At 69.2% G+C, this 21,145-nt stretch carries 17 protein-coding genes; 3 read left to right on the top strand and 14 right to left on the bottom strand.

Going from position 1 to position 21,145, the window contains the following annotated elements:
* Window positions 1-986, top strand: a 986-nt coding sequence (locus ENSA5_RS05965) for a double zinc ribbon and FHA domain-containing protein (RefSeq protein WP_146155374.1), incomplete at its 5' end; no start/stop codon positions are given.
* Between the two features lie 82 nt (window positions 987-1,068).
* On the opposite strand, the gene ENSA5_RS05960 is transcribed toward ENSA5_RS05965, so the two are convergent.
* From ENSA5_RS05960 to yihA, 10 genes are all read right to left on the bottom strand, one after another.
* Window positions 1,069-1,413, bottom strand: coding sequence for an IPT/TIG domain-containing protein (locus ENSA5_RS05960; RefSeq protein WP_106390661.1), 345 nt, complete (start codon window positions 1,411-1,413; stop codon window positions 1,069-1,071).
* Window positions 1,414-1,504: 91 nt separating this feature from the next.
* A complete protein-coding gene (locus ENSA5_RS05955; protein WP_181197416.1) occupies window positions 1,505-2,659 on the bottom strand; it encodes a sigma-70 family RNA polymerase sigma factor in 1,155 nt (384 codons plus the stop codon).
* A gap of 867 nt (window positions 2,660-3,526) precedes the next feature.
* Complete coding sequence (locus tag ENSA5_RS05950; RefSeq protein WP_146155373.1) at window positions 3,527-4,735, bottom strand: SAM-dependent methyltransferase; 1,209 nt, start codon at window positions 4,733-4,735, stop codon at window positions 3,527-3,529.
* Window positions 4,736-5,496: 761 nt separating this feature from the next.
* Window positions 5,497-6,279 carry an archaetidylserine decarboxylase gene (gene asd / locus ENSA5_RS05945; RefSeq protein WP_181197415.1) on the bottom strand — a complete coding sequence of 261 codons (783 nt, stop codon included), beginning with the start codon at window positions 6,277-6,279 and terminating at the stop codon, window positions 5,497-5,499.
* A 147-nt stretch (window positions 6,280-6,426) separates the two neighbouring features.
* Window positions 6,427-7,848 (bottom strand): type I glutamate--ammonia ligase, encoded by a 1,422-nt coding sequence (gene glnA / locus ENSA5_RS05940; RefSeq protein WP_106390657.1) that lies wholly within the window; start codon window positions 7,846-7,848, stop codon window positions 6,427-6,429.
* 26 nt (window positions 7,849-7,874) lie between these two features.
* Entirely contained in the window at window positions 7,875-8,240 is a 366-nt protein-coding gene (locus tag ENSA5_RS05935) for a P-II family nitrogen regulator (RefSeq protein WP_106390656.1), read from the bottom strand.
* On the bottom strand, window positions 8,240-9,304 hold the full coding sequence (locus ENSA5_RS05930) for a dihydroorotate dehydrogenase (RefSeq protein ID WP_106390655.1): 1,065 nt from the start codon (window positions 9,302-9,304) through the stop codon (window positions 8,240-8,242). Before ENSA5_RS05930 ends, ENSA5_RS05935 begins: the two co-directional genes overlap by 1 nt.
* The gene (locus ENSA5_RS05925; RefSeq protein ID WP_146155372.1) at window positions 9,301-10,107 is read right to left on the bottom strand and encodes a dihydroorotate dehydrogenase electron transfer subunit; all 807 of its coding nucleotides are present in this window, start codon (window positions 10,105-10,107) and stop codon (window positions 9,301-9,303) included. Before ENSA5_RS05925 ends, ENSA5_RS05930 begins: the two co-directional genes overlap by 4 nt.
* A gap of 84 nt (window positions 10,108-10,191) precedes the next feature.
* The gene (locus ENSA5_RS05920) at window positions 10,192-10,638 is read right to left on the bottom strand and encodes a GNAT family N-acetyltransferase (protein WP_106390653.1); all 447 of its coding nucleotides are present in this window, start codon (window positions 10,636-10,638) and stop codon (window positions 10,192-10,194) included.
* Window positions 10,635-11,372, bottom strand: a complete 738-nt coding sequence (gene yihA / locus ENSA5_RS05915) for a ribosome biogenesis GTP-binding protein YihA/YsxC (protein ID WP_106390652.1) — start codon at window positions 11,370-11,372, stop codon at window positions 10,635-10,637. The genes ENSA5_RS05920 and yihA overlap by 4 nt, the downstream gene beginning before the upstream one ends.
* Before the next feature lie 91 nt (window positions 11,373-11,463).
* On the opposite strand from yihA, the gene coaE reads away from it, so the two are divergent.
* Together coaE and ENSA5_RS05905 are read left to right on the top strand one after the other, a co-directional pair.
* Complete coding sequence (gene coaE, locus ENSA5_RS05910; RefSeq protein WP_106390651.1) at window positions 11,464-12,771, top strand: dephospho-CoA kinase; 1,308 nt, start codon at window positions 11,464-11,466, stop codon at window positions 12,769-12,771.
* Window positions 12,768-13,925: a CaiB/BaiF CoA transferase family protein gene (locus ENSA5_RS05905; protein WP_106390650.1), complete on the top strand. Its 1,158-nt coding sequence runs from the start codon at window positions 12,768-12,770 to the stop codon at window positions 13,923-13,925. Before coaE ends, ENSA5_RS05905 begins: the two co-directional genes overlap by 4 nt.
* Before the next feature lie 72 nt (window positions 13,926-13,997).
* Here the strand turns inward: ENSA5_RS05905 and ENSA5_RS05900 are convergent, their stop codons facing one another.
* The 4 genes from ENSA5_RS05900 to ENSA5_RS05885 form a co-directional block, all read right to left on the bottom strand.
* On the bottom strand, window positions 13,998-15,698 hold the full coding sequence (locus tag ENSA5_RS05900; RefSeq protein WP_181197414.1) for a hypothetical protein: 1,701 nt from the start codon (window positions 15,696-15,698) through the stop codon (window positions 13,998-14,000).
* 106 nt (window positions 15,699-15,804) lie between these two features.
* Window positions 15,805-17,802: a hypothetical protein gene (locus ENSA5_RS05895; RefSeq protein WP_146155370.1), complete on the bottom strand. Its 1,998-nt coding sequence runs from the start codon at window positions 17,800-17,802 to the stop codon at window positions 15,805-15,807.
* Window positions 17,803-17,864: 62 nt separating this feature from the next.
* Window positions 17,865-19,694: a molecular chaperone DnaK gene (gene dnaK / locus ENSA5_RS05890; protein WP_106390647.1), complete on the bottom strand. Its 1,830-nt coding sequence runs from the start codon at window positions 19,692-19,694 to the stop codon at window positions 17,865-17,867.
* Window positions 19,695-19,752: 58 nt separating this feature from the next.
* A partial coding sequence (locus ENSA5_RS05885; protein ID WP_219906738.1) for a J domain-containing protein occupies window positions 19,753-21,145 on the bottom strand: 1,393 nt, incomplete at its 5' end.

The raw sequence follows: 21,145 nt of genomic DNA, 5'->3' as shown, positions 1-21,145 counted from the left end.
GTCCCTACGGCCAGCCCCAGCAAGGCACCTACGGCCAACCTGGCGCGTCCCAGAGCCAGCCCTACGCCGGTCCTGCGCCGGCCTCGGGTCCCCGTGCCTGTCCCAAGTGCGGGACCGAGAACCCTCCCCAGTTCAAGTTCTGTGGCGGCTGCGGCAACGCCCTCGAGCCCGCCGCGCCCCCGCCGAGCCCGCCGCCCGCACCCGCAGGCCCGCCTCCGTCCGAGGCCAGCACCTCGGTCGGACCTGCGCCGAGCGCCCCAGCGAGCCCCGCGCCCGCGAGCCCGGAACCCGAGGTCGCGGTCGCGGCCAAGACCATGTTCATGGACGCGAGCCAGCGGCCCGCCATGGCCGGGGGTATCCCGACCGTTCGGCTCGTGCTCCTGCGCGAGGACGGCACCGAAGGCGGTGTGTTGGTGATCGAGGGCGGCCCCGAGACGATCGGTCGCTCGCACGGGCCCCCCTTCGACTCCGACGCCTACCTCGATCCCGAGCACGCCTCCCTGAGCGCCTCCCACGAGGGCCTGCTGATCGACGCCGCGAACTCACTCAACGGCGTGTATCTCAAGCTCGAAGGCCGCGCGGAGCTCCAGCACCTCGACTTCTTCCGTGTCGGCCAGGAGCTGCTGCTCTACGAGGATCTGCCAGAGCCGACGCCGACCCCCGACGGGACCGAGCGCATGGGCAGCCCCAACCCTGGCTACTGGGGGCGGGTCAGCATCATGGTCGGCCCCGATCGCGTCGCGGCCGCGTACCCGATCAAGGACGAAGGCGTGGGCATCGGCCGTGAGACCGGCGAGATCACCTTCCCCGACGACGGCTACGTCTCGGGCAGCCACTGCCGCGTCATCGGCGATGACGACGGGGTGTTTCTCGAGGATCTCGGCAGCTCGAACGGCACCTACATGCGCGTCCGGCCGGACCAGCTGATTCGGCCCGGCACCCTGATCTTGATCGGGCAGCAGCTGTTCCGGGTCGAGCTCGGCTGACCGGGCTGCGAGCAGCAGCGGGCACTCGCAGCGGCGCTCGCCGGTTCGGAGCGGTGGGGCAGAGCCCCACCGCTCGAGGAGGCTACGGGCTCACGTCGACGTCTGGCGCGCGGACGACGAGGGCCTCGTTCAGCTCCATTCGCGCTCCGTCCGCGAACGACAGCTCGACGTCGACCGTGCCCGCGCGTGGCAGCGGCGGCACGCGAACGCGGAGCAGGTGTGGACTCTCGACGACCGCGCCGTGGGCCGGGACCCCGTCGATGAGCACGATCACGGCGCCGTGGCCCCCGAAGTCCCCGAGCAATTTCAACTCGACCCCGCCCGAGCGCGGGACGCTGCCCCCCACGACCTCGAGCTCGGGCGGGCCGCAGCTCGAGACCGCGAGCAGCACGAGCGCGGCTGACCAGGGCCAGGGTCGGGTCGGCACGCGCGGAGCATAGCAACCCCCGCGGCGAACCAAACGAAGACGGGCACCGCAAACGCGGCGCCCGTCTTGTTGTCGTTCTCGGGGCTCGGGCCTACATCAGCTCGAGCCGCTTGAGCTCGCGCCGAATCTTGCCGAGCGCCTGCTCCTGGAGCTGGCGGATGCGCTCGCGCGAGAGCGAGTACTGACCACCGATCTCCTTGAGCGTGAGCTCCTCCTCATCGATGAGGCCGAAGCGCTTGCGGATGATGTCGGCCTCGATCGGCCGGAGCTTGGACACGAGGCGCTTGACCTGATCGTTGAGCGCGTCAGCCTCGAGCCCCTCGCCGGGGGTCTCGGCGTTCTCGTCTTCGAGGAAGTCGCCGACGCGGCGACCGTCGTCGTCCGAGACCGGCTTGTCGATCGAGATCGGGTTATCGACGAGCATCGTCCCCATCTTCTCGATCTTCGCGAGCGCGAGCCCGGTGTGCTTGGCGAGCTCCTCGCGGGTCGGCTCGCGGCCGTGCTTGGCCTCGAGCTCGCGCCGGGCCTTGTTGACCTTGTGGTACGCGTCGATCATGTGGACCGGGAGCCGCACCTGACGGCCCTTGTCCGCGATCGCGCGGCTGATCGCGTGACGGATCCACCAGCTCCCGTAGGTCGAGAACCGAAAGCCCTTGCGATAGTCGAAGCGATCGACCGCCTTCATCAGGCCGATGTTGCCCTCCTGGATGAGATCCTGAAGCGGCATGCGGCCGTGGTTGAAGCGGCGGGCGATCGACACGACGAGGCGCAGGTTGGCCTTCACGAACGCGTTCTTGGCCGAGCGCAGTCGCCGACTGGCAGCGCGGATGTCGGCGGCGTAGGCCGCGAAGGGGCGGCTGCCCTCGCGCGGGGGCTTGACGAGGACCTCGAGCCCGTGGCGCGTGCCCGACTCGATCGCGTTGATGTCGTCGGCGATCTGATCGGCGGCGATGTTGTCGGTGTCGAGATCGAGCATGCGCTCGGTCAGCGCGACGATGGCCGCGTCGAAGGCGTCCTTGTGCGCGCGAGTCTCACGGTCACGCAGGTTGCGAGACGCCTTGCGCATCGCCCGGACCTCCTTGGTCGGGACCTCCTCGTCGTCGATCTTGCCCTCGATGTAGTCGACGATGCCGTCGACGAAGGGCGGGTAGCTCAAGATCGCCTCCCAGTAGGCCTTGCGAAGCTCGAAGATCCGGGTTGCCGCCTCGAGCTCCTCCTTGGCGCTCATGACCTCGAGATCGGACATCTCTCGGAAATAGACGCTGAGGAAGTTGGCCGAGTCAGAATCGCTCTTCGACCGACCTGCGCTCCGTCCGGAGCCCTTTGGCCAGGTCTTGTTGCGCGACGAGCGTGCGAGCTGTGGGGGTGCTCCGCGAGTGACCTTGCGACGTGCCATGTTACTTCCTCATTCCTGGCGCAACGTGCGCCCTCTGGGGCCGGGTTGGGGGGGAACTCGATTCGAGTCCGTTCGGAGAACGCGTGCGGTCGGCTCGAAACCGGAGCTCTGGCGGTTTATGCCCCAGGAGTAGGGACGCCTTCGACCAAGGTGCGGCTGAATTCGTTCGGTTCAGGAGACGCTCGAGTACAGCGAAGTGTTCGTCAGGCTGGACCAACGCGAACAGGGGTGCTTCACTGACAGCACACCGAGTGTCTGGTTTCGTTGGCGACGCAGGAGGTAGCCCAATGTAGGTGCCCGCTCTGCCAGCAGGATCGAGTTCACACACCACGGCATTGGGTTTCTGCCAGTGTCGTGCCAGCGCACGGCGGGATGCGCGAATCGATGGCGGCAAATCGCGCCGGTCTACGCATCTCGGCCCAATGGCCACCCGTGTTTCCCTACCTAGGTCACTCTACGGGGTATTCGTGGCTGGGCCTCCAGCGGCGGGTCTGACGGATGTGCACGAGAACGCCTCATCCTTGACGCAGATCCCCACCAGGGCGTTACCAAACCCCCGCCAGATGGGGGGGCAAATCGACACAGAAAGTGGTGCCTCCACGACACAGTTGTCATTCGAAAGCGCCTCCGGCTACTACTCCAGCCACCGAAAACGCCGCTGGCGCAGGTCGAAAGCGGCGCGTCACCCCGGGTGTCGCCCGCGAAGCTCGGGCCCCCTCACTTCCGCTCGGCGACGATCCAGATATCGGGCGAAGCGCTGCCGTAGAACCGGCCCCGCGTGTCACGGCTGCCCGACACCTCGATCACACGCATGCCGATCTGCGACATCGCCTTGCCGAGATCTTGCACGGTGTAGGCGCGCATGAACATGTAGTGCTCGTACTGGCGACCGTCGTCGAAGATGATCGTTCGATGGATGCGCAGCCGGTTGGCGAAGAAGTTCATCTCGGCCTCGTCGATGACCATGCACCGCTTGCCCTGCCACCAGCTGCGTGAGGGCAGGTGCGGAACGACGAAGTCGCGGTTGAACACGTGCAGCAGCAGGCGTCCGCCGACCCCGAGGCGGTCGTACATCTCCTGCAGGCACAGCCGGTTCTGGTCCTCCTCGAAGTAGCCGAACGACGATCCGACGCACAGCACCGCGTCGAACTGGCGATCTCGCGGCAGGCGACGCATGTCGCCGTGCATGAAGTCGACGCTGCCTTGCTCGAGCTCCGTGGCTTCGGCTTCCTTGTTCTGGGCCGCGGCCAGCAGCAGCGCGAGCGAGTTGTCGAGCCCGGTCACGGCCAGCCCGAGCTTGGCGAGCTCGATCGCGTGTCGGCCATCGCCGCAGGCGACGTCGAGGACGCTGGCGCCCGCGTCGAGGCCGAGCTGGGCGTGGATGAACGCGGCGTCGCGCGCCCCGGTCTCCTCCCAAGTCGGCGGCAACAAAGACAGGTAGTGCTCGCCAAAGACATCGTCGTACCAGGCCTTGCGCCGCTTTGGCTGGGGGTCAGGCGGCGGCGAGGGCGGCGCGGCTTCTTCACTCAGCGAGCGTTGATCGACCTCGACGAGATCCGCGGTGTCGAGGCTCTCGATCGCGTCGACCTCGACCTCCTCGACCTCCTCGACCTCCTCGACCTCCTCGACTCGAGCCTCTGTGGCCTCGGCTTGGGCCTCTGTGACCTCGGGAGGCTCGGGAGCTTCGGGCGCCACGACCGGCTCGGCCGCGGTCTCGGCGGGGCGAGCGAGGGTGGGAATGACGAAGCCGGACGACTCGGGAGGGTCGCTGGCGTCATCCTCGAGCACCTCTTCCTCGTCGGCGACCAACTCGAGCTCGGAGGAGTCAACGCGCTCGACGAACTCCGGGTTGCCAGGCGCGCGCTCGTCGGGGATGAGCACCTGCTCATCAGGCCCGTCGTCGGCAACTCCGACGATCTGGGGCATGACCAACCCAGCAGGTTCGCTCGCTGGGTGTGTGACCTCGGGTGCAGCTTCCTGCCTGCTGAGCGTGGGGATGACAAAGCTCGAGCCAGCTGGAGGCTCCGGCGCGGGCGGGCTCGCCTGCGGTGGCTGAACTTCCGCGACGGGCGGGCTGACCGCCGCCGCCCCGCTCGATGCCAGCACGGGCGGGATCACGGCCGCCGGGCTCGCCTCCGGGGGCGGTGCTGAGGGCGGGCTGACGGCTGTCGACGCGGGGGGCACCACGGGAGGGCCCACCTCCGGCGCACGCCCGAGAGGCGGGGCCGTAGCCGACTGAGCGCTGAGCGAGAGGGTCGGGATGTGAAACCCCTCAGCTGCGGGGGGCTCGGCGGGCCCAGGTTGCGACGGGGTCGGCGCGCTGTCAGCGGGTGGGGCTTCGAGATGACCGGGATCGGCCGGCTCCGCTTCGGCCGGATCTTCGGCCGGATCTTCGGTGGATTCCTCGGCCACGAACGAGCCGCTCTCGTAGGACGGCTGGTCATGGTGGTCTTCAAACGCCGCGCTGTGCGGCGGTGGAGGCAGACCGGCGTCCGAATCTTGCCCGATCGCGGCGGAGTCGCTCGGGGGTTCGGCCGCTGCGGCCGGCACCGCGGGCGCGGTCGCGTCGGCCGCTCCGGTCGCGGTTGAAAACAGCGCGAGAACGCGCTCATCGAAGGCATCGATCGCCCCGGAGCCGGACACGGCGACGGGATCGACGAGCCACTCATCGTCGCCAACTTTCCAGCTCACGAGGCCTCCTGGCGACGCAGCAAGGGCTTACCAAACTCGACCCGCGAGTCACAGCCGAGCCCGTCGGCGAGCGCGAAGCCGGGCTCGGTCAGCAGCACGACGGTGCTGCCGAGGTGGAAGATGCCAAGCTCGTCCCCCTTGGCCAAAAAGGGCGGCGGCTCGAGGTCCAACGAGCGCTCGTGGTCGGGGTGGGCCTCGACGGGGCGGTAGGTGCAGCTCATGTGACCGACGCCAAAGGCCGCGACCATGACGACGACGACGGTCCCGAAGTCGCTGTCGATGACGTGGACCTGGCGCTCGTTGAGGGCGAACAGGCGGGGCTCGCGGGCCACGGCGGCGTCGTTGACCGGCAGCAGGCGGCCGGGGATCAGCACGACCCGCGACGCGACCCCCGAGATCGGAGCGTGGACCCGGTGGTAGTCTCGCGGGTGCAAGTAGATGACGGCCTGGAGCCCACCGACAAAACGGTCGGCGAGCTCGGCGTCGCCGATCAGCTCGCCGACCGCGTAGGCGTGGCCCTTGGCGACCACGACCCCCTGCGCTTCGACCTCGGCGACCTCGCGCAGGCGTCCGTCGCAGGGCGAGACCAGAATGTCCGGGCTCTTGTCGACGGTCCGAGCGCCGTCACGCAGCGAGCGGGTGAAGAACGCGTCGAAGCTGGGGAACCCACGCTCGAGCTGGGCCTGATCGACGTCGTCGAGTTCGACGCCGAACCACCGAGCGTAGGCCGAGACCGCCGCCCGGCTGACCCCAGCCGGGAGCGGCAGGCGAGAGGCCACCCCCATGGCCTGGCACGCGGCCATCGCCGACTTCGGCGGTGCCCGCTCGATGAGGGCAGCTGCGATACGGCCTCGCAGTGAGAGGTCCTGGCTGCGCATCCGTGGCCAAGCGTATCCGAGCGTCGGCTCGTACCGCAAGCACCCTCCCTAGCAGTCGAAGTACAGCGAAAACTCATGCGGATGCGGGCGTGACCGCACCTCGCTGACCTCGTTGAGCCGTTTCCATGAGATCCACGCATCGAGCAGATCGCGCGAGAACACGTCGCCGGCGAGGAGGAATTCGTGGTCGGTCTCGAGGGCATCGAGCGCCCCTTCGAGCGACGCCGGCACTGAGGGCACGTTGGCGAGCTCCTCGGGTGTCAGGCTGTAGATGTCCTTGTCGAGGGGCTCGCCCGGGTCCATCCGCTTCTGGATGCCGTCGAGGCCGGCCATCATCAGGGCCGAGAACGCGAGGTAGGGGTTACACGAGGGGTCGGGCGTGCGGAACTCGATGCGGATCGCCTTCGGCGAGCTGCTGTAGGTGGGGATCCGGATCGCGGCCGAGCGGTTGCGCGAGCTGTAGGCCAGGTTGACCGGGGCCTCGAAGCCCGGGACCAGGCGCTTGTAGCTGTTGGTGCTCGGGTTGGTGAAGGCACACAGCGCCGGGGCGTGGTTGAGGATCCCGGCGACGAAGTGGAGCGCGAGCTCCGACAGGCCGGCGTACTGCTCGCCCGCGAACAGCGGCTGGCCGTCCTTCCACAGCGACAGGTGCGTGTGCATGCCGTTGCCGTTGTCGCCAAACAGGGGCTTGGGCATGAAGGTCGCGCTCTTGCCGGCTCGGCGGGCGACGTTCTTGATCACGTACTTGAACCACGTGAGCTTGTCGGCCTGACTCAGGAGCGAGTCGTAGCGGATGTCGATCTCGGCCTGGCCCCCGGTCGCGACCTCCATGTGCTGGCGCTCGACCACGATACCGAGCTCTTCGAGGGTCAGGACCATCTCGGTCCGCAGGTCGTGGTGGGCGTCCGCGGGCGGGACCGGCACGTAGCCGCCCTTGGCCCTGATCTTGTACCCGAGGTTGGGAAACTCCTCGCGCGCCGTGTTCCAGTGGCCGAGGTCGGAGTCGAGGGAGTAGAAGCTGCGCTGCTTCGTGCTCTCGTAGCGCACGTCATCAAAGGTGAAGAACTCGGCCTCGGGCCCGACGAAGCAGGTGTCGGCGATGCCGGTCGAGCGCAGGTACTCCTCGGCGCGCGCGGCCAACGAGCGAGGGCAGCGCTCGTAGTCGCCCCGCGTGATCGTGTCGGCCGCGGTCCCGAGCAGGACCAGGGTCGGGACCTCCATGAAGGGGTCGATCTTGGCCGAGGCCGCGTCGGGGATCACGAGCATGTCCGACGCGTTGATGGTCTTCCACCCCCGGACCGACGAGCCGTCGAAGCCAAAGCCGTCCTCGAAGGCCTCTTCGCTCAGCTCGTGAGCCGGAACGGTGAAGTGCTGCCACGAGCCGAGCATGTCGATGAAGCGCAGATCCACCATGCGGATCTCTTGCTCGCGGATGAAGTCGATGACGTCCTTGGGCGTTTGTTCGCTCATATCTGTTCCTTGCGGTGTGCGGGAGATCAGAGGGCCGACTCGCCCCGCTCGTCGGTCCGAATGCGGACCGCGTCGAGGACCGGGGTCACGAAGATCTTGCCGTCGCCGATCCGCTCGGAGGCCGCGACCTCGCGGATCGCTTCGATGACCTCCTCGGTCCGGGCGCTCGGGATCACGACCTCGAGCTTGATCTTGGGCACGAAGTCGATCACGTAGGCCGAGCCTCGATAAAATTCGGTCTTGCCGCCCGTGCGCCCGAAGCCCTTGACCTCGGTCACGGTCATGCCACCGACGTCGAGCTCGGTCAGGCGCTCCTTGACGTCGTCGAGCTTGAAGGGGCGGATCATCGCCTCGATCTTCACGAGGCCGGTCTCGAGCTCATCGACGGACATCAGCGCGGCTCCGGTTTGGGTTCGGGTTTGGGTTTGGGTTCGGGTTCGGTCGCGGGCCGCGACTCGGCGTGGGGCGGCTCGACCGGGTAGGGCTCGAGCGTTGAGACGGCGTCGGCGATCTTGCGAATTCCGAGCTCGGCCATCAGCCCGCGCAGCTCGTCGGTCACGCGCAGGGCCGCGCCAGGCTCCGAGAAGTTGATCGTCCCGAGCTGAACGCAGTGGGCCCCCGCCATCAAGAACTCGAGCGCGTCCTCGCCAGAGATGATCCCGCCCATCCCGCAGATCGGGAACCCGGGCAGGGCCTGCGCGACCTGGTGAACCATGCGCAGGGCGACCGGCTTGATCGCCGGCCCCGACAGCCCACCGTAGGTCGTGGCGATGCGCGAGCGTCGGGCGCGGACGTCGACCGCCATGCCGGTGATGGTGTTGATCAGCGAGACGCCCGCGGCGCCGGCCTGTTTGACCGCGTCGGCCATCGCGACCACGTCGGACACGTTGGGGGTCAGCTTGACGACGATCGGAATCTCGCTGACCTCGACGCAGGCCTTGGTCAAGCGGTGCGCGACCTCGGGCACGGTCCCGAACTCGATGCCGCCCTTCTTGATGTTGGGGCACGAGATGTTCATCTCGAGCACGTCGATGCCGCCGTCACCGTGGGCCCGACGGCTGCCCTCGCTGAGGGTTCGGGCGCACTCGACGTAGGTCTCGAAGTCGGTCCCGAAAAAGTTGACCCACACGCTGACGCCGAGCTCGGCCAGGAAGGGCAGCTTCTCGGCCAGGAAGGCCGCGCAGCCGACGTTCTCGAGCCCGATCGAGTTGAGCATGCCCGACGCCGTCTCGTAGATCCGGGGCAGCGGGTTACCGTGGCGCGGCAGCGGCGAGATGCCCTTGGTCGAGAGCCCGCCGAGCTGACGCAGATCCATGAACGCGTCGAATTGCTGGCCGTAGGCGAAGCAACCGGACGCCGCGAGGATCGGGCTGCGCAGCGCGACCGGGCCAAAGCCCGCGGCGAGCTCGACCTCGTCGATCGAGATCGGGGTCGAGCGTGGGCCCGCGCCGCTCACCAGCGCACCTCCCGAGCCTCGAACACGGGCCCGTCGGTGCAGCAGTACTTGTAGGGCTTGGGCCCGTAGACCGGGACCGCGCAGCCGAGACAGACCCCAAACCCGCAGGCCATCATCTCTTCGAGGCACAGGTAGGTCGGGACCTCGTGGGCCAGACCGAGCTCGCGGACCGCACGGAGCATCGGCGTCGGACCGCAGGCGAGCAGCTCGACGGCCTCGCCCGCGGCCGCGGCCCGCTCGAGCCGCGCGCGCACGGGCGCGGTCACCCTGCCCTGCTCGCCGCGGCTGCCGTCTTCGGTCGCGAGCACCGTCGGCACGCCCCAGCGCTCGAGATCCTCGGTCAGGACCAGGTCCTCGGCCCCTCGCCCGCCGTAGAACATCTCGACTGAAGCGCTGGTTGCCGCGGCCGCAGCGAGGCGGGCCTGGAGGTGAAGGGGCGGAAGCCCGACACCGCCCGCGACCAGGATCTGCGTGGGGCCCGCGGGCCTGGGTTGGGGAAATCCATGGCCGAGCGGACCGGTGACCGTCATCGGGTCGCCGGGGGTCATGTCGCGCATCAACGCCGTGCCGCGGCCAAACACCTTGAACAGGACCGAGAAGCGCCGGCTGTCGATGGGCTCCAACACGGAGAACGCGCGCCCGTTGAGAAGATCGCGGCCCCAGTCGCCCCGGAGCATCACGAACTGTCCGGGGGCGGCGTCAGCGACGGGGTTCGCGCCATCGGACGCGAGCTCGAGGACGAAGTAGCCCCCGGTCAATGGGCGCTTAACCGCGACTTCGACCTGGAACTGGGCCGTGGCCACGCGTGAGTCATATGCGATGCGAAAGCCGCCGTCCACCCCCGCGAGCGATCTGCGCAGGGCCCAGATTTGGCGGTAAACTTAGTTCTACGGCGATTCCTGGCCGAACACGAGATCCATGAGCAGCGCGTCGTCGGGTGGGTCTCGATAGTAGGCGGGGCGACGGCCGACGACCTCGAAGCCCTGCGATCGATACAGCGAGCAGGCCGCGACGTTGCCCGCAGCCACCTCCAGCTCGATCCCGCTGCACCCCGCCTGGCGGGCGTGAACCATGATCGCGCGGAGGAGATCTCTCCCGACTCCCCTGCCGCGCGCGCGCGGGTCGACACCGATCCGGCGCAGCTCGCAGCGCCCCGCGATCACGCGCGCGCAAGCCAGGCCGGTCGGCGCGGGCGCGCCGGCCAGGAACAGCCCGGCGCCGTGGTCGAGCTCGGCCCGCCACGCGTCGGCGGCCCAGGGCCGCGAGAAGCAGGCCGCGTCGAGTTCGAGCAGATCGGGCAGATCGGCGAGCGCCGCGAGCCTGATGAAAGTCACGGATCCCCCCTGCCCTCGTCATCGCTGCCCTCGCCAGGACCCGCCGGTGCCTCGGGCGCGCCCGCTTGGGAGCGGTCCCGCGCGAGGCGGGCGAGCTCATCCCCCAGCCCACCGCGCCGATCGACCGCGCTCAGCCCCAGCCCGGAGCTCGACGAGGTCAAGAGCACATCGCGAGGGTCGACACCCAGCGACGCGGCGAAGCGGCGGGGCAACAACCCGCGCTCGGACGCCCCGAGCTTGTCGCACTTGGTCGCGCAGACCAGGCACGGGAGCTCGATCGCGGCGCAAAACTCGAGCAGCTCGAAGTCCACGTCGAGGGGACCGCGGCGAGCGTCGATGAGCACCAGCAAGCCACGCAGCGCCTCGCGCTCGCGCAGGTAGCCCTCGATCATCGGCCCAAACGCGTCTCGGACCTCCCGGCGGGCCTTGGCGAAGCCGTAGCCCGGAAGGTCGACCAGGCGCAGGCCCAGCTCCGCGGCGCCGGGGCCCCGCATCCGAAGGCGAAAAAAATTCAACAGCCGCGTGCGCCCTGGGGTCCGGCTGACCCGCGCGAGGCCGGTCCGTCGGGCGAAGGTGTTGAGCAAGCTCGACTTGCCCACGTTGCTGCGCCCGGCGACCGCGATCTCGGGCACGGTCGCGGCGGGGCAGTGGTCGAGGCTGGGCGCGCTGAGCTCGAACTCGGCCGCGACGACCTGCCACCTCGGGGAACGTAGCGCCTTGTTTGGCTTGGCCACCGGACGCAGTCTGGCACAGCTTTGCGAGCGGGCTTCGCGGGCGGCGCAGCGGGCCTCGGCGAGGTCCTCAGGCGGTGATACCCTGGCCGCGATGGAGGTCTACGGACTCACCGGCGGCATCGGTAGCGGCAAGTCCACCGTCGCGGCGATGCTCGAGGAGTACGGCATCCCGGTCGTGTCCGCGGACGAGCTCTCGCGCATGGTCGTGGCGCCCGGCAGCCCAGGGCTCGCCGACGTCGTCGAGGTCTTCGGGCCCGAGGTGCTCGACGAGCACGGCGAGCTCGACCGCAAGAAGATGGGCCGGATCGTGTTCACCACGACCGAGAAGCGCCGGCAGCTCGAGGCGATCCTCCACCCGCGGATCCGCGAGCGCTACGAGCAGGTCCTCGACGCGCTCGAGAAGGCCGGGCACCCGGTCATGGTCTACGAGGTCCCGCTGCTGTTCGAGAAGAAGCTCGACCAGCAAGATGAGATGAAGGCGGTGATCTTGGTGACGGCCACGGCCGACACCCGCATCGCTCGGGTCAAGGACCGCGACTCGCTGACCACCGACGAGGTCCTCGCGCGCATGCGCGCGCAGATCCCCGAGCACGAGAAGCGAGAGCGCGCCGACTACATCATTCACAACGACGGCGACGTCGACGACCTGCGCCGCGAGGTCGAGTATCTCGTGTCCCGCTTCTTGCGCATCCCGCCGCGGGCCGACCTCCGCGAGGCCTCGATCGACGAGGTCATCGAGGAGATCGAGCCGGAGCTCGAGCTCGACGAGTCCGAGATCGACACGCTCTCGCCCGAGGAGGTCATCGAGGAGCCCACCGCTCCCCTCGAAACCGAGCCGGCCGCCGCCCCTGGCCAGGCGCCGCGGGGGTGGGTTGAAGCGGCGCAGGCCCAGCCCCCCGCACAGGCTCGTCCTCCGGTTCAGGGTCCGCCCTCCATGCAAGCCCAACCTGGGGCTCCGACTCCGGTTCAAACCCAGCCGACCACCCGCCTCCGCGCGAAGCCGGCCATCGAGACCCCGGAGCTCGAGGTCGAGCTCCAACCCGCGGCCGCGCGAGGATCGGCCAGGCCCAAGTCATCGACGAGCGGAGCCTCCTGGATCCCCGCCGGACCCACGCCAGCCCCGGGCCCAGCCCTGGACCCAGCCCCGGTCCCCGTCGCGCAGGCGCAGCCCTCGGCCCCTGTTCCCCCCGCCGTCTCATCGGCTCCACACGCTGCGCCGCCAGCTGCCCCCAGCCCGCCCAAGGCGACGGCGCCCGAGCCGGGCGGCCAGCCGGGCGCGGGCAAGCGGGGCCCACGGCAGCGGATGGGCACGATGCCGCAGCTCTCGGCGCCCGAGATCACGCAGGCGCTCGGCAAGGAGCTCAGCGAGCGCCAAGGTGGTGAGGAGTCGAGCACGTGAACGAGCCCTCCGGCGCGCTGTCGGACATGCTCGTCGTCGACTGCTCGCGAATGCTCCCCGGCGCGGTCCTGGCCCGCAACCTGCTCGATCTCGGCGCGCGCCTGATCAAGGTCGAGGATCCCCGGGTCGGAGACCTCATGCGCTACGCGCCGCCCCTCGTCGACGGGGTCGGCGTGGGCTTTTGCGTGTACTACCGCGGCGCCGAGTCCCTGCGTCTCAACCTCCGAACGCCCGAGGGCATCGCGCGGCTGCGCAAGCTGCTGAGCCACGCGGACGTGTTGCTCGACAGCTTCCGCCCCGGGACCCTCGAGCGCTGGGGCCTCGACTTTGGCAAGCTCCAGCGCGAGTGCCCGCGCCTGGTCAGCTGCTCGCTGCCGGGCTTCGCCGACGACGACCGCCGCGTCGCCCACGATCTCAACGCCGCGGGCTTGACCGGGCTGCTCGGCCAACTGCCAGGCTCGCGCCTGACCCACGGCAGCGGCGACGACATCCCCCGGGTGCTGGTCGCCGACGTCAACACCGGCCTGCTCGCGACCTCCTCGGTCCTCGCCGCGCTGCTGAAACGGGCCAAGACCGGCCGCGGCGCGAGGATCCACCAGCCGCTGCTCTCGGCCCCGCTGCCCCTGGTGACCTGGCCCTGGGCCGACCGGGCGGCGGGCGGCGACGGGGCGCTGGCGACGACCCTGGCCGGGCGGGTGCCCTGCTATCGCTGCTATCGCTGCGCCGACGGCAAGCTGCTGAGCGTCGGCTGCCTCGAGCCCAAGTTCTGGCAGGGCTTTTGCCGGGCGATCGCCAAGCCGGAGCTGATCTCGGCCGGGCTCGACCTCGGTGAGCGGGGCCGCGCCGCCGCCGACGCCGTCGCCGAACACCTCGCAGCCCAGCCCCGCGCTGAGTGGCTGGCGATGCTGGCGGACAAAGATCTCCCGATCGCGGCCGTCCACGACCTCGACGCCGCGCGGAGCGAGCCGATCCTGGCCTCGGCGGGGCTGCTCGAGCACACCCCGATGCCCGGCGGCGGCCAGCTCACCGTCCCGGGCCCTGCCCTGCCCTCGGTCGGCCGCACCCCCGAGCGACCGGCCCCCAAGTTCGGCGAGCACGACGACGCGATCGCCCGCGAGTTCGGCCTCGAGCCCGGGCAGACCCCGAGCAGCTAGCAGCCCGGGCTGCTAGCAGGCTGGGCCCCGCTCAGCGGCGCGGGGCCCAGCTCAGCGGGGCCGGGCCCCGCCTCAGCGCGCGACGATGTCGGCGCCGGCCAGGCCAGCGTGGTCGTCGCGCGCCTCGCCCACGAGAGACGCCTGCTCGTCGAAGTCGTCGGCGGTCAGCTCGACGTTGGCGATCTCAGTCTGGGTCTGGTTCCCCCCGAAGACCCCTTCGTAGCCGCCGTAGTAGGCGTTGCCCTCGAACACGGTCGGGGTCGGCTCCTCGTAGCCTCCGAAACGGAACCCGCGATGGGCGCTCGTCACGGAATTGCGATACATGTAGGTGTTGGCCGCGTCGGGCGAGTTCGAGGCCTCGTTGATCGATATCGCCGCGTCGACGTTCTGATCGCCCTCGTAGACGACGCGGTTCCAGCACACCTCCTGGTTCGCGGCCGACTCCAGCGTGATCTGGTTGGAGACAGCGATCGCAGCGGTCGCGGCCTTACCAACGAAGAGGTTGTCGCGGACCGTCACGTCGTTGGTGTCGTCCTTGGCGTGGAGAAACATGGCGCCGTTGCTGGACGGGAGGTCGACATCGATCGCGCGGTTGCCCTCGAGCAAGACGTGGCGAGAGTCGAAGGTCACAACGAGCTGGGAGGCGACATCGGCCCTCAGCTCGGAGTCCAGCACGGCGAGGTTCTCGTGGTAGGGCCCGCCCGACATGAAGGCGATGCAGGCGGTGTTGTCGTTGCCGACCGTGCCGATCGTGCTCTGGTCGAAGGAGCACTCCCAGAAGGTCACCCGCTCCGAGCGGTGGATCACGTTGAACAGCCGGTTGTTGGCGAGGTCGCTGCGCGATCCCACGAAGTCGATCCCGGCCACCAGGTAGTCATCAAACTCCGCGCCGTTGCCGGTCCGAAAGTGGCCCTGCGACAGATCGAAGGTGACGTCCTCCCCCGGCATGCCCACGAGCGCGATCGGCTTGGTCGTGCCGTCGAGGATCGGGCTGGTGTTCGGCTCGGCGGCGTAGATGTCGTAGTCACCGGCCCGAAACACCGCGATCCGACCCGCGTAGGTGTCATCTTCGTCGTCCCCTCGCCACAACCCGGAAAAGAAGGTTCGCAGGGGCGCGTCGAAGCTCCCGGCGGCGTCATCGTCACCGGCCTCGGCATCGACGAACACGAACGCGCTCGGGTCGGTGCTCAGCGTCCAGCTCAGCTCCGTCGAAGCCCCGGCCTGGTCGGTCACGCGCACCCGCACGGTGTGCTCGCCCGCCTCCGGCGAGGGCCACTCGAGGACGCCGTAGCCCGGGGTCCGCTCGTGGATGATCCAGCCGTGCTCTTCGTCCAGGGTCCGGTTGAGCTCGCTCGCGACGAAGCTCGCCCCGGGAGGCCCCTCGACCAGCTCGTAGAAAAATGGCCACTCGCCCCCCTGGATCCCCACGCGCACGCGGTAGGGCAGCTCGGGGTGGGCGTGCCGGTGGTAGGCGTCGGCCGAGGTCTCGTCGTCGGGGCGGGGGTAGAGCGGGTACATCTCGAGCTTGCTGCCCACGCGGTTGGCCGCGGGGATCAACCAGTCACCGGGGAGCGGGTCACCGTCGCCGTCCCCGTCCCCACTCCCCTCACCGTCGCCGTCGCCGTCCCCGCTCCCATCGCCATCGCCGTCGCCATCGCCATCGCCATCGCCGACATCGTCGTCGGTGCCGGTTGAGACGGAGGAGTCCTCGCCAGACGGCGTTTCCCCCCCACAACCCAAGCCAAGGACCAAGGGCACAATGAATACGCGCAAAACACAAAATTTCGGCATCGCGCGTACTGTATACCGACTCGGGCCAGCCCCATCACCCCATGCCACCCCGCGCGTCCAACGTGCAGGCCGGCCGTGGGGGCCATGACTAATCGGTTTTGAAGTCCTCGGGCTCGAAGCGATCGAGGACCTTGAGCACGCCCATCAGCACGTGCTGCACGTTGTCGACGCGGATCTCGTTGCGCAGCACCGTCGTGCGCAGGCCACCCTTGGTCCGCTGGCGATCGGTGACGTAGTACATGTCGATGTCGTCGACGTACTGGATCTGCATGACGCTGCGGATCGCCCGGGACAGGGCCTTGCGGTAGCGATCCTCGCGCTTGCGGTCGCCGACCGCCTTGGCCATCGCGTAGGCGTCGATGATGCCCTCGATGTAGACCCCCGTCGCCGAGGCGTGGGGGGAGCCGTAGTCCTTCTTGCGCGAGTAGAAGCGCCCCTTCTCGTCGTCGAAGGCCGACTCCTCCCAGACCTCCATGTTCTCGATCAGCCAGTCGTTCATCTCGAACACGAAGTCGACGAGCTCTTGCTCTGTGATCTCGACGGGCGTCGCGGGGGTGGTCCCGACGGGCCAGCCCTCGGGGGTCAGCTGCGGACCGGACTCGGCCTCGCCAGCCGCCGAGTCGCCCTCCGCGGCCGGCGTCTCGCCCTCACCTTCGGGGCCCGCGTCCGCGGGCGGAGGATCGCGCAGGGCCTCCCACAGAATGTAGTCGGCCTGGGTGTGCCAGGGCGTGAACGAGGGTCGGCGGCGGTCGGGATCGCTGGGGTCGAGGTGCCACGCCGCGTAGTAGCGGAAGCTGGCCACAAAGCGACGCAGCAGCTCGGGGTCGCGGCTCTCGCGGTACAGCTGCGCCCACAACAGCAGGGTCTCGCCGGGATAAAAATTCTGCACGTTGCCGTTGCGCCCCGCCCGACCCCGCGGCTTGTAGAAACAGGCGAAGGAGCCATCCTCGGCCCACAGCGAGCTGATCGTGCGGCGCAGACCGTGCTCCTGGGTCTGCCAGCGTGCGCGGGCGGGATGGGTGACGATCGCCATCGCGGCGAGGGACACCGCCCCGAGCTTGACCTTGCCCCGGTACTCGATGAGCCCGAACTCGCCCTCTTGTTTGTAGAAGTGCTCGAGGTTGTAGTCGATGTTCTTGGCGATCCGATCCCACAGCTCGGGGTCGTCGCGCTTCTCGGCGATCTTGATCAGGGCGTTGGTCGCCATCCACTGCCGGATCATGTTGTTGTCCTTGGGCTTCTCGGCGCTGATCGAGGGCAGCCACAGGTAGGTCATGCGTCCGTCATCGTGGAGGTGCTCGAACATCCACGCGATCAACAGGTCGACGGTGGCCTGGGTGTTGGCCTGGGTGACCTCGCGCGGCTCGACGTAGACGTTGCCGCGCAGCAGCTTGACGCCCTCGCCCGAGGGCAGGCGGACGATGAACTGCTGGGACTCGAACACCCGGGCCTTGCCGCCGCCCGACACGAACTCCTCGTGCTTGACCCCGGCCTGCTCGAGGAAGCGCTTGACCACGGGACCAAAGCGCTCGCCCGCGGCCAGCATCTTGGTCGGCGGGGTGCGCTCGAAGTGATCGCCAAAGCTCAGCTCGATGCCGCGGATCCCGGTCCGCTTGCCCGACGCGTACCTGAACAGCTCCTTCTTGACCGGCTTGGCCACGGTCTGAAACGAGTGCGCGAGGTTGAGCTCGACCATGTCGGGGCTCGCGCCTTGGGGCGCGGCTGCCTTGGCCTTGGTCAGGGCCTCGGACACGCTCGTTGCGAGGTTGCCGTCGGGGCCCCAGGCCTCCGACAGGAGCTTGCCGTGGTCGCGCAGGGCCACGTAGGCGGCGCCTCGGCCCTCGCGCAGGCTCGCCGGGGCTTCGCCGCCCGCGCCAGCGTAGACCGACGCGACCCACGCGCCGAGCTCGTCGGCTTGCTTGGTGCTCAGCTCCGGCAGCTCGACGCCGTCTTGCAGCGGCTGGTCCTTCGCGGGCGGCTTGGTCTTGCATCCCGGCCCGGCGACCAGGCAGATCACCGCGAGCAGACCAACCAGACCCGGCCACCAAGGCCACCACGCGCCTCGCCTTCGTCCCGTCCCTTGCATGACACGACGGTGTCCCGGGCCCCGGCGGACTGTCAAGCCGACGCCAGGCTCGAGACCGGAGACTAAGACAAGTTGGTCTTGGTCACGACGCCACGGAACATGTTGAGCGTGCGCTCGAGGCTGCCGCTGACCTCGCTGAGCGAGCGCAGATCGTTGCCCTGCATCTCGGTCTTGGCCCGCTCGAGCACGGCCTCGGCCTTGGCGATCGCGTCGCGCCCGAAGCTCGTGCCGCTCATGATGCCCTCGACCTGGGGGAACAGCTCGCGGACCTCGGTCACGAGGCCCTCGACCTTCTGGCGCTCGCGCTCGAATTCCTCGCTCGCGCGGACCTCGACCATGTAGCCCTGGCTCTGCTCGACGAGGCGCTGGAGCTCGTCCTCGGTCAGCCCCGAGGTTGCGGTCACGGTGATCGACTGCTCGCGGCCGGTGTCGAGATCTTGGGCGGCGACGGACACGATGCCGTCGGCCGAGATCGAGAAGGTGACCTTGACCTCGACCTGACCGCGCGAGGCCTTGCGCAAGCCCGAGAGGATGAACTCGCCGAGCAGCTCGTTTTGAGTGGCGTCGTCGCTCTCGCCCTGCAAGACCAGGATCTTGACCGAGGTCTGGTTGTCGCGAACGGTGGTGAAGATGTGCCCGGCGCTGGTCGGGACCGTGGTGTTTTGGGTGATCAGGCGGTGGAACGCGCCGCCGTGGACCATGATCCCGAGGCTGTGGGGGGTCACGTCGAGCAGGAGCAGGTCCTGCGAGTCGTCGATCAACGCCGCGGCCTGGATCGCGGCGCCGAGGCCCACGACCTCGTCGGGGTGGACGCCCTTGCACGGCTCGAGCTCGAAGAACTCGGCGACGCCGCGCTGGACGAGGGGCATGCGGGTCATGCCGCCGACGAGGATCACGTCGTCGATCTCGCCGCGGTCGACGCTGGCCTCGGACAGGGTCCGCTCGCAGATCGCCACGGTCCGATCGACGAGATCGCGGGTCAGATCCTCGAGCTGATCGCGGGTCAGGTTCTCTTGGAGGTGGTGGGTCTCGCCGCTCGCGGTCGTGTACAGGAAGGGCAGATCGATCAGGGTCTCGCGTACGGTCGAGAGCTCGCAGCGGGCCTTCTCGGCCGCGTCGCGCAGGCGTTGGAGCGACATCCGATCGTCGCGGATGTCGACCCCGCTGCGCTCCTGAAACACCTGGATCAGCCAGTTCATCACGCGGATGTCGAAGTCCTCGCCGCCGAGGAAGGTGTCGCCCGCGGTCGACACGACCTGGAACACGCCGTTGCCGATGTCGAGGATCGACACGTCGAAGGTCCCGCCGCCGAGGTCGTAGATCGCGACGCGACGCTCGAAGTCCTTGCCGAAGCCGTAGGCGAGCGCGGCGGCCGTGGGCTCGTTGATGATCCGGATGACGTCGAGGCCGGCGATCCGGCCCGCGTCCTTGGTCGCCTGACGCTGGTTGTCGTTGAAGTAGGCCGGGACCGTGATCACCGCCTTGTCGACGCCGCCGCCGAGGTACTGCTCGGCGACCATCTTGAGCTCCTGGAGGATGAAGGCGCTGATCTCCGGGATGCTGTAGATCTGATCGCGCAAGACGATGCGGACGTCGTCGTGGGGGCCCTCGACGATCGAGTAGGGCGACGACTGCTGGACCGCGCGGACGGCCGGCGAGTCCCACTTGCGCCCGATCAGGCGCTTGGCCGCGTAGACCGTGTTGACCGAGTTGGTCACCGCCTGGCGCTTGGCGATGTGCCCGACGAGCCGCTTGCCGCTCTCGGAGATCGCGACCATCGAGGGCGTGGTCTTGTAGCCGCCCTTGTTGGGGATGACGGTTGGGACGCCGTCCTCGACGATCGCCACGACCGAGTTCGAGGTCCCGAGATCGATACCTACGACGTTCTCCATGCGGATTCGTAGTGCGCGGTGCTGTGGGCCGGAGCCCCGTATGCGCAGTCGACCCAGGCTAGGTTAGTTTGATCGAATTGAGAAGGGTCCGGGTCTGGTTGCTCGGCGAGAGCTCGTGGGCCCGCTCGGCCTGCTCCCGCGCCGACGCGTGCTGGCCCGCGGCCAAAAACGCCCGCGCGCAAGCCTGGTGCACGGTAGCTACGGTGCGCTCGTCGAGTTGCGAACCGCGCGCCTTCGCCTGCTGCAGCGACTCGAGGGCCGCCATCGCCAACTCCCGCCCGCGCTGCGCATTGACCTCGGCCATCGCCCCTGCCGCCTCGGCGAGGTTGCGAAGCGAGGGATCGGCATCGGCCGCGAGCGCCAGGCAGCGCGCGGCCTCGTGCACACGACCGGCCTTGCGAGCCTCTCGGCCCTGCTCGTAGCTGCTGTCTGCTCGCTGTCGACGGGCGATGCCGAGGCTCTCCCGCCACATCTGTTCGTACTCGGGCTTGCTCGGATCTTGCTCGAACGCGAGCCTGAACAGCGTTGCAGCTGCACCGTGGCGACCGACCTCCTGCTCGCGGGCGGCCTGGTCGGCGTGCTTCTTGGCCTGCTTGCGCCGCTGCGCGAGGGCCCGATCTCGGATTCGGTTTTGGCGCTGCTGATCGCGCTTGGCTCGGACATCTTGCGCCTTCTGCGCCGCCTCGGCGGCCTCGGCCTCGGCGCGAACACGCGCGCGCTCGGCCGCCGCCTCAGCCCTCGCCTTCGCCTCGGCCTGCTCTCGCTCGCGGCGGTCTCGCGCGGCGCGAAGCTGCGCGTCGTGAGCCTCGACCAGCGGCTTGCGCTGCTCGTCATCGAGCAAAAATTCATAGGACGCCCGCGCGCGGCGGAACAGATCGTCGAGCACCGAGCGGAAGGTGCCGACGTTCTTGCCGTAGAAGGAGTCGGGGTGAAACTCCCGGCTGACCGCGTGGTAGGCCCGGCGGATCATCTTGGGGTCGTCGACAGGGTCGATCCCGAGCAGCTCGAAGTGGCCAACGTGGCGCAACCGGTCCCGCAGCGCCAACAGCCGACGCTGGCGCTCGAGGTCGACGGCCGCGTCGTGGCGCAGACGAGGGTCGCTCTCGGCGACGGGCTCGACCTCGTCGAGGATCGAGCGGATCTCCGGCGCGGGAGCGCCAAGATCCCGGTCGTCGCAGGGGGTCGGCAATGACACCTCCTCGTCTTGCGGCCCAGCTGGCCCAGACCCAGCTGGCCCAGACCCAGCTGGCCCAGACTCGGAGCCATCGTCGGCCGTCTTGGCGTCCGACGCGGCCGTGGCCAGCCGCATCTGGGCCTCGAGCAGCTCGCGGCGACGGGCCTGGGCGCGATCGCGCAAGGCGTGTCCGGACACGCGAGGGGTCGGGATCCGCGGGCGCTTCTTGACCGTGACACCCGGTGCCCCCGGTGCCCCCGGTGCCCCCGGTGGTGCC

It is taken from the genome of Enhygromyxa salina, assembly GCF_002994615.1.
GTDB lineage: Bacteria > Myxococcota_A > Polyangia > Nannocystales > Nannocystaceae > Plesiocystis > Plesiocystis salina_A.
This window is presented reverse-complemented; position numbering and strand designations above follow the sequence as displayed.